A 13507-nucleotide genomic window follows, 5' to 3' on the forward strand; every position below is an offset into this window, starting at 1 on the left:
AAGGGAATCATGTTCGAACATTTTTTTCAATGTCCATATTGTTGGGAAGAAATATCAATGTTATTAGATCCTTCAATACCATATCAGGTATATGTTGAAGATTGTGAGGTGTGTTGTAATCCCATAGAACTTCATCCCAGGTTCGAAGATCAGGAATTAATAGCTTTTGAAGTGTTAAATATTGAGCAATAGTAATATAAGTGTTTTTTGTCATTCCAGTGTAGGCTGGAATCTATGTATAAACATCATTGTATATGTTAGATTCCCGATCAAATGCTGAGATGTTATATCAAACAACAAACCCAAAGAAAACTTTCTTTGGGTTTGTTGTTTGATCAATAACTGAATTTAAATATTCTCTACCAGCCAATCTCCTACTTCTGTAGTTTTATAAGCTTTGTTGTCTCCAGAAAGATCTTCGGTTACGATTCCTTCATTAAGAGATTTGTCAACTACCGCTCTAATTGCTTTAGCTTCATCATTTAACCCAAACGCTGTTTCAAACATCATTGCTGCAGAAAGCACAGTTGCTAAAGGGTTGGCAATGTTTTTTCCGGCTGCTTGAGGATACGATCCGTGTATAGGTTCGAATAAAGCTGTTTTTTCTCCCAGAGATGCAGAAGGCATAAGTCCCATTGAACCAGAGATAACAGAAGCTTCATCTGTTAAGATATCACCAAATAAGTTTTCGGTAATCAATACATCATATGAATTAGGCCATTGTACCAAACGCATGGCTACTGCATCAACAAATTCATAACTTACTTCGACTTCTGGATAATCTTTCTCCATAGCCTGTACGGTTTCTCTCCAAAGCCTGGAGGACTCCAGAACATTAGCTTTATCAACGCAGCATAATTTTTTACTACGTGTCATTGCCATTTCAAACCCTTTTTTGGCTAGACGTTGTACTTCTGCTCTTGTATAAGTACAAGTGTCATAAGCTGTGTTACCATCATCTTCTCTACCTCGTTTCCCAAAATAAATACCACTGGTTAGTTCACGAAGAAATATCAGATCTGTTCCTTCTATTCGTTCTTGTTTTAATGGTGATTTATCAATTAATGATGGGAACGTAAATGTAGGACGTACATTGGCGAACAGCCCTAATTTTTGACGCATCTTAAGTAACCCTTGCTCCGGACGTACTTTTGCAGATGGGTCATTGTCAAATCTGGGGTGACCAATGGCCCCAAATAATACAGCATCGGCATTCACACAGATTTCGTGAGTTTCATCGGGATAGGGTTCTCCTACAGCATCTATGGCGGCTGCACCAGTAAGAGCAGTGGTCCATTTTATATTATGATTATATTTTTTTGCAATCGCATCACAAACTTTTACAGCTTGATCGATTACTTCGGGTCCGATACCATCTCCCGGTAACAGTGCTACGTTTAATTCCATTTTTTATTCTAAAAATTATTGTTCTATGATATTCAGCATTTTTTCTGTGGCTTTGATAGCAGAAACCGTTTGATCAGAATCTAGTCCTCTGGTAACAAATTCTTTTACTTCAGTTTTCCAGGTAATGACAGTTTCGCAAAGTGCATCAGAATTACTTCCCGGAGGAATCCTGACTGCATAATCTATAAGCTTAGGTAATACTTTGTTCTTTTGTTTATAAACTTTTCCAAGGGCATTTATAAAAGCATCGTATTGACCATCTCCCTGGGCATGTTCTTCTATAACCTCATCTTCTATTTTTATCGCTACAGTAGCAGAAGGGCTTAATCCTTTGGCATGATTTAACACGTAAGATTTAATCTTTACTTTATTTGTATATAATTTACTGTCTAATACATCAGAAATGATATATGGAAGATCATCCTGGGTAACCACTTCTTTTTTATCTCCTAGTTTAATAATCTTTTGGGTAACCTTTTTAATGTCTTCTGGACTTAGTTTTAACCCTAGTTCCTGAAGGTTTTTCTCTATGTTTGCTTTTCCTGAAGTTTTTCCTAAAGCATATTTGCGTTTTCTACCAAAACGTTCTGGCATAAGATCATTAAAATAGAGATTGTGTTTATTATCTCCATCGGCATGAATACCTGCAGTTTGAGTAAATACATTATCTCCTACTATAGGCTTATTTGCAGGGATTTTAAATCCAGAAAATGTTTCAACAAGTTTACTTACTTTATATAAAGCAACTTCTTTTACACGAGTGGTCACATCGGGGAGATGGTCATTAATTACAGCTATTACACTAGCTAACGGAGCATTTCCTGCACGTTCTCCCATTCCGTTCATGGTTAAATGTAATCCATTTACACCAGCTTTAAGTCCTTCGATAGCATTAGCGACTCCAAGATCGTAGTCATTGTGCGCATGAAAATCGAAGTGTAGATTGGGATATTTGCTTCTAAGTTGTGCTAAATAGGTGTACGTTTCAGAAGGAATTAGAACACCTAAAGTATCCGGCAATAAAACCCGTTTTACAGGCTGCGTACAAAGAAAATCAAGAAATTGATATACATATTCTGGAGAATTACGCATTCCGTTACTCCAATCTTCCAGGTAGATATTATTGATAATCCCTTCTTTTTGCGCTAGCGCGAAAGTTTCTTTTACATCATTAAAATGTTGCTCTGGAGTTTTCTTAAGTTGATATTTGAGATGATTTAAAGACCCTTTGGTGAGTAGATTCTGAACTTTGGCACCAGTATCTTTCATCCATTGTATCGACTTTCCTGCATCAACAAATGTTAATATTTCTACTCGATTAAGGTATTCATTTTCTTTAGCCCAATTAATAATATTTTTTACCGCTTCAAACTCTCCTTCTGATACTCTTGCAGATGCTACTTCTATTCGATCCACCTCTAATTCTTCGATAAGAAGGCGTGCAATGGTTAGTTTTTCTGAAGCAGAAAAGGATATTCCGGAAGTTTGTTCACCATCCCGAAGTGTAGTATCCATGATTTCTATGGTTCGTTTGCTCATTTCTTCTATTTCTTAGATCTCAGGTGTTTTCGAAACCTGTGAGGTCTTTTTTTTGGAATTTTTTTTTGCGTTAGGGATAGTAGTCTTTTCGACTTCGCTCAAAACAAGCTTTTATCTTTTTTTTGTTATCCTAAGCTGTCACACTGAGCTTGTCGAAGTGTTGTCCGAAGGAAGTCATAAAAGATTATAGCGAATAGCACGCTCGAACGCTCAAATTATATTTAAAAAGGGCGCTCTGCTGCAAATTCCTGAATTTCTGATGTCATTTTAGTTAGATAATCAATATCATCATATCCGTTAAGCATATTTTCCTTTTTGTATGTATTGATATCAAAGGATTCTGACGCTCCAGAAGCTTTAATCGTAATAGTTTGTTCTGGTAAATTTATTTCAATTTCAGTATCAGGATTGGTTGCTACAGCCTTAAATATTTTTTCTAAAAACTCAGGACTTACCTGAACGGGTAAAACTCCAATATTTAAACAATTACCTCTGAAAATGTCTGCAAAAAAACTAGAAACTACACATCTGAATCCGTAGTCATATACCGCCCAGGCAGCGTGTTCACGAGAGGACCCAGATCCAAAGTTTTTGCCTCCAACAAGGATTTTGCCTTTGTAGGTTGTATCGTTAAGTACAAAATCTTCTTTGGGAGTATCATCATTATTATATCTCCAATCTCTAAAAAGGTTATCACCAAATCCTTTACGTTCTGTTGCTTTAAGGAAACGTGCAGGAATAATCTGATCTGTATCTACATTTTCTATAGGTAATGGTACTGCGGTAGAGGTTAGTATTTCGAATTTATCGTATGCCATTTTTTCTTTTTTTTAAATAATTACACTAAAAGCGTTCTGGGATCAGTTACTACTCCGGTAACAGCGGTTGCTGCAGCAACCAGAGGACTTGCAAGTAAGGTTCTTGATCCAGGTCCTTGTCTTCCTTCAAAATTTCTATTCGAAGTACTCACTGCTAATTTCCCGGCAGGAATTTTATCTGCATTCATTGCTAAACATGCAGAACATCCGGGTTCTCTTAAGGTAAATCCAGCTTCTGTAATAACGTCTAGTATCCCTTCTTCTTTGATTAGTCCTTCTACTTCGTGTGATCCAGGAACTAACCAGGCGGTAATATTATCTGCTTTCTTTTTTCCTTTTACGATAGAAGCAAACGCTCTAAAATCTTCGATTCGTCCATTGGTGCAACTTCCTAAGAATACATAATCTACTTTTTTACCAATCATAGCGTCTCCTTCATTAAAATCCATATATCCTAAAGATTTTTTGTAGGTAGCGACACCTCCTTCTATGGTTTCTGCAGTAGGGATGTGATTGGTAATCCCGATTCCCATTCCCGGATTAGTTCCATAAGTAATCATAGGTTCGATATCGGCACCATTAAAGCCAAGTTCTTTATCAAAAACAGCATCTTCATCTGTTGTCAATGTTTTCCAGTAGGTCATGGCTTTATCCCAGGCATCACCTTTTGGTGTAAGAGGTCTTCCTTGTATGTATTCATATGTTTTTTCGTCTGGAGCGATCATTCCTCCTCGGGCACCCATTTCTATACTTAGGTTACAAACTGTCATACGACCTTCCATCGTCATATTGCTAAATACGTCTCCTGCATATTCTACAAAATACCCTGTAGCTCCAGAGGTGGTGAGTTGCGAGATGATATATAATGCTACATCTTTTGGTGTAACTCCAAAACCAAGTTCTCCATTAACATTAATACGCATCTTTTTTGGCTTAGGCTGCATGATACATTGTGAGGATAGTACCATTTCTACTTCTGATGTACCAATACCAAATGCAATGGCACCAAAAGCTCCGTGAGTAGAGGTATGAGAATCTCCACATACTATTGTAGCCCCCGGGAGTGTAATTCCGTTCTCTGGTCCGACAACATGCACAATACCATTTTTTTGATGTCCCAGTCCCCAATGAGAGATACCCCATTCTGCAGCATTTTCTTCTAATGCTTTTAACTGATTAGCAGATAATGGATCATCTACAGGGAGGTGTTGGTTTATTGTTGGAGTATTATGATCTGCTGTTGCAAAAGTACGTTCTGGATATAATACTTTATTTTTTCTATTTTTTAATCCTAAGAAAGCCACCGGACTGGTTACTTCATGAATGAAATGGCGATCAATAAAAAATACATCTGGTCCATTTTCTATTTTACGTACTACGTGCGAATCCCACACTTTGTCAAATAATGTCTTACTCATTTTTATGATCTTTACTACTATAATTGATATGATGCATTTCGCATCTTATTATTAAAATGTTAAAAAGCAGACAAATTTACAAGATACCAGAGATACGTGCTAATAAAAGTGTAAAGTTTAGATCAGTTTTGAATATATTTCAATAATAGCGTAAATTATAAATGATTTGACAAAAAATAAGCCTGTTTTTATAATTTAAAATATTAAGTGCTACGTTATCTGGTTAAAAGTCAATGCGTAAGAAAATGATGTAAATAAATATGATTAGTTTTTATTAATTATGCTTTGTGAAACTAAAAAAGGTTGTATATTTGCCGTCCGTAAGGAATGATAAGGAGCTTGTCAGAGTTATGATCTGAAGTTTAAAAGACAAGTAAGTTGCTAATCATATATCGCGGGATAGAGCAGTAGGCAGCTCGTCGGGCTCATAACCCGAAGGTCACAGGTTCGAGTCCTGTTCCCGCTACAACAGATAACCTCTTGATTTTCAAGGGGTTATTTTTGTTTAAGAAAGTTTTTTGTGACCGCAAAAGCACGGTTTTCAAGCACGGAGCAGGGTTTTGGAGCAGGGTTTTGAATGAAATCATTATCCGAGAATGTTTAGATTAGCAATCGCTGTACTGACAATTTTCTCATCGATATAATGTTTTTTGAGTACATTATCACTGGTGTGTGATGATAGTGTTTTTGTCTTTCCATTTGTAGCAATATCTAAATAGGTTAGATATGTCTTTCTTAGGCATTTGAATTGTAAGTTTCTATCAGTATTTAATTGACTATAGTAATGACTGAAACCTCTGGATAAATTATCCATTATTGTGTTTTTTGTAACATCAGATCTATCTGGACAAATTAGATATCTTTCTTCGTTCTTGTATTGCTTATAGCCTAATCGTAGTAATAACTTTAGAAGGCTCTTGGTTATGGGGATGATTTTTGGAGCAACATTTTCATTGAAACCTGTGCCTAGTTGACGTTGAACTTTGAAATTGTTTATAGCAAAATAGGATGGCTTTCCATTGATTTCTTCGATCATATTCCATTTTAGTTCTACAATCTCTTCTCTTCGACCGCCAGTATGCAGAGCTAGTTCAATTCCATCCCTAAGATATGGCTTGTATAAATTTCTAAAGAAGTCTCTGTTTTTTGCTCTACCTTTAGCATATCCTCTTTCAGGGGTTAGGATTTTGAGTAACTGATTAAACTCCTCTTTGCTAATAGTGTCTTTTTTAACCATAACTGTTCTTCTCTTAGCTTTATTGAATGGGTTTTTTATATTTAATTCATATTCATCAATTGCCCACTCAAAAAAGCTTTTCAATGAACTCATTTTATTGTTATAAGTCTTGCTTTGGTACTTTTGATCCTCAATTAGATAAGTGTGATAGTATCCAACATGAATGTCTGTAATTCTATGGATCATTAATAGTTTTTTATCAACCTTATTTTTCTTTAGAGATTCGTTAAAAAGGAAAAGACATTTCTGTTGTTCCTTTATATGTTTTTCTGATCTAACAACTTTTTGATGGTCTGGAACATTAACATTAGCCAAGAAATCTAAGTAGGCTATTTGAGCATCAAAAAGATAACCTCTAGTACCCTGATGTTTAACAACTATTTCTGAATTTGCTCTTAGGCTTTGAATAAATTCTTCTTCAAATTCTATTGCTTCCATTACAGCATCTTTGTAAGTGGTAGCTTCTAAGGTTTTGCTAATTTCTCTTTCATTGCTATCTGGAATATGAACTCTTACCTTGTATTTGTGCTTGTAAAAGTTTTTACAAGTGGATAAATTGGACTTAGTGAATCCGCATTTGGGTTCAGTTTTTTTCATTTTACCATCTTCATCTTTGGTGTTTTTTGACGTCCAGGCAAAATGATTTTTGCACGTAGAACAGTAAATATACATACCCTTGTGTTTTTGGGTTGGTAATTTCTTTCGTCTCATCATAGTATTTATATTTAATTAATAATTCAATTATTCTCTTGCAAATTCCTGAGCAAACTTTGAAGTTCCTCTTTTTCTTTTTGGAGCGATAGTTTTTTCAATTGATTCTTTTTCCGTAGCTGTTATGTAGGCATACCTATCATTATTTTGATAGTGACGATATAGGTCTTCCCAGTTACTCGGATATTGTTTTTTTAGTTGTTGAATGATTTTTTTGTCTAATTCCATCTCTACTAAAAAACGATATGCAACCTTTTTTTTTCCAATATTCATTAGGGGTATATTTAGGTCTTCACACCATTTGGCAGCAGTTCTTGTGTCAATAGCTTTTAGGATCTTGCATAATTCATTCATCTCTATAAACTTTTCATTTTTTTCATTTGTATTCATTTTGATACTTAATTGCTGCTTCTCCAATTGTAGCGTCGGTCAAAACAGTAGTGATAAGTGTGCATGACTTGTAGCGGTCATCTTGCGTTAATTGTAATTATCTTTTAAAATCTGTTCTCACTAGTCTGTGAGCTACAGTAATTTTGTCGTTGTTTTGTTTTATTTCTATGTTTTGGTAATCTCCATTTCTCAGCATTTTTTCAATTCTTTCTGCATCTTCAATTCTTTCTGTGCCTTCAACACAATCCATTTTTCCATTTTTCTTGAGAACACGAATAGTTTTGTATTCTTTCATACGTATAATCTCAATAACCTTTAATTCATCGTCTGTTAATCCTGCCAGCTTACAGAATTCAGGTATATTGTAAACAGGATCAAGATTGATCTTAATTGCTTTATGTAATGAAAGTGCTGTATGGTTTTCGATTTCTCCGGACTTTAGTTTTGAGAAATAATCTTTTTCATCAAGCATCCAGACACCTTCAATTCCTTTGTTGTAAGTTATGATTGTGTATATAGGTTGATTGTAGAGCAATACCAAAAATGTATAATACTCAAGGGCAGGATACTCTTTTCCATCCTTAGCTAAAATAGGTGCAAGAATGGCTTCTTTACAAGCTTTCATTTCAGCGTGTGAGAATCGTAAACTTTTCATTTCATTTAGTAATCCTATGAGAATAACATCTAAAGCACTATAGTAGTTATATCTGTTTGTGCTGTTTGTATCTCTTTTGTCGTCCAGAATGCCCTTTAATCGCCAAGTGTGTAAAGTCATTCTGTTGATCCCAACCATTGCTTTACTCTCGAATATTAGTTCATTCAGAGCTTCGCTATGGGGCGTAAAATCTTCTTTATTTGATTTCATTCTTTTTCTTTTTATTATTTTATAAGAGCTAATATATAAAAAAACCGTCACGTCACGACAACGTGACGGTTTAAATTAACATAAGTTTACCCTACTCTTTCCAAATTTGACCTTTACTGACCTTTATTAATAGACAACAAAAGTTTTGATGGTCTATCTATTCTAATCAATTCTTACTCTTTATAGCTAACAGTTCTTTAAGAGCTTCGTTCTGTCCTTTCTGAGCTTCAATAGCTGTTTTGCTGCATTCTGCCAAGTCACTTGTTAGTTTCTGAATAGTACTTTCAAGTTTTATCACTTTATCTTCTGCACCTTGCACTACTTCATTATTTAGTTTAGCTATACGCTGTTCGAGACTCATCTTGGATATCGATGTTTCTATTTTCTCTCGACATAGCAAAATCATTCTGTCAAACATTTCTATGATATCTGCTCTTTTTTCAACAAGAGTAGCTCCAGAGAAGGATTTATTTAGGTGAACTTTGATGTTAAATAGTTCTTTTTCTGTGTTCTTGCAAATCTCTCTTTCTTCCTTGTTCTTTAAAAGCCTGTTTTCTTGTGTAAAAAGTTCAAAACGCTTATCGATTTCTTCAAATATTCCATCAATGAATTCTTTATTAGGGTTATAGGCTACCCTTTCTTTTGATAAGAAGGCATCTTGAACATCAATAGTCTGATCATAAAAGAAATTGAAATCTATATTAAAGTGCTTTCCAATTTCAATTATAAGCGGATGTGGCGCGTGCTTTCCTTTACCTCCTTCTACCTCTTTTCCTCTCATGTGAGTTACTATGTACTTATTATAAGGGTAAAATTTCACCCCAAAAGAATAGTCGGTTACAAGATCGGGATTAGTGTCTGTTTTCTTGTGTAAAGCTATTAGATAATCCACTAGTTTCAGGGTTTGTTTATCTATTATTTTGAGTTGCGACATGTTAAATGAGTGTTAAAATATAAAATTTATATAAATTTTATATGTTGATAATGAGTTAGTTGTATTTTAATCAATTAGAGTTGTTTACATTACATAGTAATTATTATATAAATATTATATAGATTTGATGATAATTGTATAAAATTTATATACAACAAACAAAAACAATTTGTTATTTCGTTGTTCGTTGCAAATGTATATAAAATTTATATAAACTTAGTATAAAATTTATATATTTTTTTAAAACACTTGGGGATGTACACAAAAAAAGAATTTGAAGAACAATTGGAAACGCTCTACAACTACTACAAAGAGCCTATTCACAAACTAGTTGAGCGATCTGGATTGACCAGACCAACGGTGACTAAATTTTTAGAAGGAAACACGTTACGTTCTTATAATCAGGATAAGCTTATTGAAGCTGTGATTAAAATGAATGAAGAAGCGCAGGAAAAAAGAAGATCCCTTCAGCAGCGAGGAAAGCGCATTATACAGTTAGAGTTAGAACTAGCTGACGAGGAGCATATAGAGAAAAGTGAATCTGCATAATTTAAAGTCAAGGGAAAACAATGAAGATAGTCACAATTCGAGAATCTCAAAGGAAAGAACTCCTTAGTAAAATAAACCAGGTATTTAAGCCAAGAAGAAGACCAAGTACCACACCTGTTCATTACATAAAGGTACTTATCAAAAGGGAGGATTAAGCATTATAAATTCTATTAAAATTGGGAACAACGGTCATCAGTTGCTTTTGGGCAATTGTGGAGTTTTTATGTCCTGATTTTCAATTTGAAAAGATAACAATTACTATGATTATTAATTATTCCATTTCATTTCAGGCGTTGGATCAATTTGTATTTCGGTTCAACAATGATCAACAAACCATTGGTACAAAGATTAGGCAGTCAATGCTGGCTACCGCAAAAGAAGTCATTAAAATTTATGGAGTTTCATTGGTGAAGTCAAATAAGGTAACACCTATTGATCCGTGTAACCTACCTTCTTTAAGGACAAATAATATGCAACTAGCTAAGATCACTCAAGCTAGTGGGAGAACTATCCAAAGGCACATAGATCGTTTGTTAGAATGCGGCATTTTAACCGAAAAGATATGGCATGGTTCTCATTCCAGTTATGAGCTGTTCATAAACCCTAAAATTCTGTGGATAAAAGGGGTGGGAAGTGTTGATAAGGTAAAACAGAACAGACAGAATGATCAAAATTTAAACATTGAAAATCAGAGTATTAAAAATAATAATACTCCAAAATGTCCTCATTCATACACTAGTAAAAAAACTAATAAAAGAAATAATAGAATAATAGCTGTTGAAAAACTTCAGAACAGTTGGGAAGTGAATTTCGATTCAGATTTGGGATTGACTGAAAAAAAGACTCATAAAAGTGCTGAAAAAACAGAAGAATGGTGTTCGCTCTCGCTCACGGATAATGATGTAACTGAAAAAAAAGCTAAAAAAGAGACTGAAAAAACACGAAGGAAAGACCTTTTGGAAGAAGATGCACGAAGGAAAGATGCTTGGCGGGAAAAAACCGAGCTTGATGAAAAAACTGAGCAGGGTAGGCAAACCAGCGCGGAAAACATCGAGATCGGAGAAAGCAAGGAGGGATATGAATCCCCTTGTGATGCATCCCGCCACGCTTTCCTATCGAAATATGTCAAAGAGTTATGGGGATTAGCAAAAGAGGTTTTATACAAAGATGTCTGGCTCAATAAGCGACAATGTAACCTTGCATTAACCCTTTTGTATCAATGGTATGAACCTGTTTCGGATGAAAAAATGGATTATGTTCACAATGTCTACAAATCCCGAATTCACATTGCCCGTGATTATGTTGATCGTGACCCTGATCATCGTTTTATCAAGCTCCCCTATGAATACTTTGACCCGAAAGCTGAAGGTGGTTTTGCAGGTACAATGCCTTGGTATCAAGCTGATAAAAGGCATAAGGAAGGATTAAAATTAAAAAAGGTTTTACGGGAAGAAATTAGAAAATTCAGGAATAACGAAAAGAAAGATACAACAGAAGCACGACCCCGTTTAACGGTCTTCAGGGAGTGCGAACAGCGTATAGGTAAATTGGGGATACCAGAGCTGTTGAGCAAATTTTATGCTGCTGTTTTAGACCCAAAATTGAAGGAATAATAAAATAAAAAAGTGAAAAAATGGAACAAAAAACAAAAAGAAGAAGCCCAAGGTTGGCGGAAAAATTGAAAAAAGCTGTTCAAAATTTGAATGTTGATGTTTTTGGATATGAATCCAAAGTAACTAAAAATATCATTAATTATTTTTCAAAACTATCCAAAGAAACTGGTTTACCGCAAGATAGATTAGTAGTACGAATTTTTAAGGATAGAACAATTATAAATGTTGCAGTCCATAATCAGGGAAGACCAGTTAAAAAGATTCCTGTAAAAGAATTGATTACCCTATTTACAAATTCTGAACCTTCTGGATTGTTCAATCTGGAAGCTAAAGTGGTACAGGGAATAGAAGCCTTTATGGTAGAGTTTTCTGATACGCATAACATTGGTGTTGATCAGTTGCAGATTTGTATAATCACAAGTCATGACAAAGTATGGGTTAAAGGATATAAGGGTATAGACCTTATCAAAGACATTCCGTTGGGTGTTTTAATTAAACATTTTACACAATGAAAACTAGGAAAAAAAGAAAACGGTGGAATCCTAAAGAACACTCCAGATATAAAATGGTAGTATATTTTAAAGATAAAGAAGCTATAGATCCTACCCAAGATGATGAATCCAGTACTTTCTATTCATTTGATTGGAAAAGTGGGTACTCCAGATTTCTCGATCCAGAAAAAGGATTGGATGGGTTACATAAAAAAGTTCAGGAATATGGAGACAAAGCAAATTTTATACTCATCTATGATCGTACTACAGATAGATTGATCGAAAAGTATTTTGAAGGCGAACCTGTTGAAATCTAAGAGGTGAAAAAAGGTTGGAAACAAAAACAAAAAAGAATGAAAAAGGTTCGAGAATTATTAAAAAAGTCAGAAATAAAGGAAGGTTTAGCTATTGAAAAATCATCTACAGACACGGTACGGCTATTGTATGTATCACCATTATTAAATTCAGATGGTTATTATCGAATGATCCTTCCGTATTTAGAATTGGGATCTGTAGACGGTTTTGAAACCCGTGTAACCTCGGTTACTAAGTGGGATTTTGCAAAAACCTTTACAATTGGAACGGATACGTTACAAGAAGAAGAAATACGATGGGCGGATTACATCATTTTTCCAATGCTTACGGGTAACTATACGTATTTGTTTCAAGCAATCAGAGTTTTGAATCCAAATGTATATTTAGTAATGGATATTACACGGCAGATTCATAACATTCCAAAATCGCATCCGGATCATCAGGTATTTAAAAAAGAAGAACAAGATCAATTGTTACAAAACCTTATCCTTATGGATATGATTACCACTCCAATAAAACGATTATGTACATTATACCAGGAGTGGTTAGACAGAAGTGAAATGGAACAAAGAGAGATAGAATTCTTTTGGCTTCCTTCACTGATCTCCAGTATTGGGTTTGAAGGTATTTCTTCAGTTGTAAAACCTAATGATAATATAGTAAGAGTTGGTATAATCGGATCACTTAAATCCGCAGCAGATTATAGGTATTTTCTTCCTATGTTTAAAAAAATAAAAGAAAAATACAAAGATAAAGTAGAGCTGGTGATATTTGGTTGGAATGGCAAGAACGCAAAAGAAGTAGAGGTTTTAAAAGAGGTGGATATTACCTATCATAAATCTGTAAGTTTTCTGGATTATTATCAGACCTTGAAGAATTTACATTTCGATGTGGTGCTTATTCCAATGCGATCTTTAAATTATTACGCATATTCAAATACCATACAATTTTTGGAAGCAGCAGCAATTGGAGTTCCTGTCATTGCTTTGGAACATTCTTCTTATGCTCAAGTTATAGACCATGAAAAAAATGGGATATTAGCTTGGAAATTGCCAGAATGGGAATCTTCATTGATACAATTAATTGAGGAACCAGAATTTCGCAATAAATTAGGTGAAAATGCTAAGAAATGGGTTTGGAAAAACCGTTCGTATACTCAGAAAAACCTTATACATTTTAAAAATGCTTTTATTTAGAAAGCTAAATTAGGTAAATACTTG

Annotated in this window: 14 protein-coding genes and 1 tRNA gene; 7 read left to right on the forward strand and 8 right to left on the reverse strand. The window is 34.5% G+C overall.

What is annotated here, in order from left to right:
• Positions 1 to 9 precede the first annotated feature (9 nt).
• Complete coding sequence (locus PQF96_RS24145; protein ID WP_109434097.1) at positions 10 to 192, forward strand: CPXCG motif-containing cysteine-rich protein; 183 nt, start codon at positions 10 to 12, stop codon at positions 190 to 192.
• Positions 193 to 348: 156 nt separating this feature from the next.
• On the opposite strand, the gene leuB is transcribed toward PQF96_RS24145, so the two are convergent.
• The 4 genes from leuB to leuC form a co-directional block, all read right to left on the reverse strand.
• Positions 349 to 1407 (reverse strand): 3-isopropylmalate dehydrogenase, encoded by a 1059-nt coding sequence (leuB, locus tag PQF96_RS24150; RefSeq protein WP_143916687.1) that lies wholly within the window; start codon positions 1405 to 1407, stop codon positions 349 to 351.
• 15 nt (positions 1408 to 1422) lie between these two features.
• On the reverse strand, positions 1423 to 2946 hold the full coding sequence (locus tag PQF96_RS24155) for an alpha-isopropylmalate synthase regulatory domain-containing protein (protein WP_109434095.1): 1524 nt from the start codon (positions 2944 to 2946) through the stop codon (positions 1423 to 1425).
• 221 nt (positions 2947 to 3167) lie between these two features.
• Positions 3168 to 3764 (reverse strand): 3-isopropylmalate dehydratase small subunit, encoded by a 597-nt coding sequence (gene leuD, locus PQF96_RS24160; protein ID WP_109434094.1) that lies wholly within the window; start codon positions 3762 to 3764, stop codon positions 3168 to 3170.
• Positions 3765 to 3784: 20 nt separating this feature from the next.
• Entirely contained in the window at positions 3785 to 5182 is a 1398-nt protein-coding gene (gene leuC, locus PQF96_RS24165; protein WP_271769077.1) for a 3-isopropylmalate dehydratase large subunit, read from the reverse strand.
• A gap of 393 nt (positions 5183 to 5575) precedes the next feature.
• On the opposite strand from leuC, the gene PQF96_RS24170 reads away from it, so the two are divergent.
• Positions 5576 to 5648 (forward strand) — tRNA-Met (locus PQF96_RS24170).
• Positions 5649 to 5768: 120 nt separating this feature from the next.
• Here PQF96_RS24170 and PQF96_RS24175 read toward each other — a convergent pair.
• From PQF96_RS24175 to PQF96_RS24190, 4 genes are all read right to left on the reverse strand, one after another.
• Positions 5769 to 7091 carry a hypothetical protein gene (locus PQF96_RS24175; protein WP_271769081.1) on the reverse strand — a complete coding sequence of 441 codons (1323 nt, stop codon included), beginning with the start codon at positions 7089 to 7091 and terminating at the stop codon, positions 5769 to 5771.
• Between the two features lie 69 nt (positions 7092 to 7160).
• Positions 7161 to 7520 carry a hypothetical protein gene (locus PQF96_RS24180; RefSeq protein ID WP_271769084.1) on the reverse strand — a complete coding sequence of 120 codons (360 nt, stop codon included), beginning with the start codon at positions 7518 to 7520 and terminating at the stop codon, positions 7161 to 7163.
• A gap of 97 nt (positions 7521 to 7617) precedes the next feature.
• On the reverse strand, positions 7618 to 8385 hold the full coding sequence (locus PQF96_RS24185; RefSeq protein WP_271769087.1) for a MerR family transcriptional regulator: 768 nt from the start codon (positions 8383 to 8385) through the stop codon (positions 7618 to 7620).
• 166 nt (positions 8386 to 8551) lie between these two features.
• The gene (locus PQF96_RS24190) at positions 8552 to 9319 is read right to left on the reverse strand and encodes a hypothetical protein (protein WP_140591499.1); all 768 of its coding nucleotides are present in this window, start codon (positions 9317 to 9319) and stop codon (positions 8552 to 8554) included.
• Positions 9320 to 9568: 249 nt separating this feature from the next.
• On the opposite strand from PQF96_RS24190, the gene PQF96_RS24195 reads away from it, so the two are divergent.
• The 5 genes from PQF96_RS24195 to PQF96_RS24215 all read left to right on the forward strand — a co-directional run bounded on the left by PQF96_RS24195 (position 9569) and on the right by PQF96_RS24215 (position 13483).
• Positions 9569 to 9868 carry a hypothetical protein gene (locus PQF96_RS24195; RefSeq protein WP_140591496.1) on the forward strand — a complete coding sequence of 100 codons (300 nt, stop codon included), beginning with the start codon at positions 9569 to 9571 and terminating at the stop codon, positions 9866 to 9868.
• A 176-nt stretch (positions 9869 to 10044) separates the two neighbouring features.
• Positions 10045 to 11481 carry a hypothetical protein gene (locus tag PQF96_RS24200; RefSeq protein ID WP_271769094.1) on the forward strand — a complete coding sequence of 479 codons (1437 nt, stop codon included), beginning with the start codon at positions 10045 to 10047 and terminating at the stop codon, positions 11479 to 11481.
• Positions 11482 to 11501: 20 nt separating this feature from the next.
• A complete protein-coding gene (locus tag PQF96_RS24205) occupies positions 11502 to 11993 on the forward strand; it encodes a hypothetical protein (RefSeq protein ID WP_140591488.1) in 492 nt (163 codons plus the stop codon).
• Complete coding sequence (locus tag PQF96_RS24210; RefSeq protein WP_140591485.1) at positions 11990 to 12289, forward strand: hypothetical protein; 300 nt, start codon at positions 11990 to 11992, stop codon at positions 12287 to 12289. The genes PQF96_RS24205 and PQF96_RS24210 overlap by 4 nt, the downstream gene beginning before the upstream one ends.
• Before the next feature lie 36 nt (positions 12290 to 12325).
• Positions 12326 to 13483, forward strand: a complete 1158-nt coding sequence (locus tag PQF96_RS24215) for a glycosyltransferase (protein ID WP_271769099.1) — start codon at positions 12326 to 12328, stop codon at positions 13481 to 13483.
• Positions 13484 to 13507: the final 24 nt, after the last annotated feature.

Source organism: Aquimarina algiphila (assembly GCF_947494415.1).
GTDB classification, from domain to species: domain Bacteria; phylum Bacteroidota; class Bacteroidia; order Flavobacteriales; family Flavobacteriaceae; genus Aquimarina; species Aquimarina algiphila.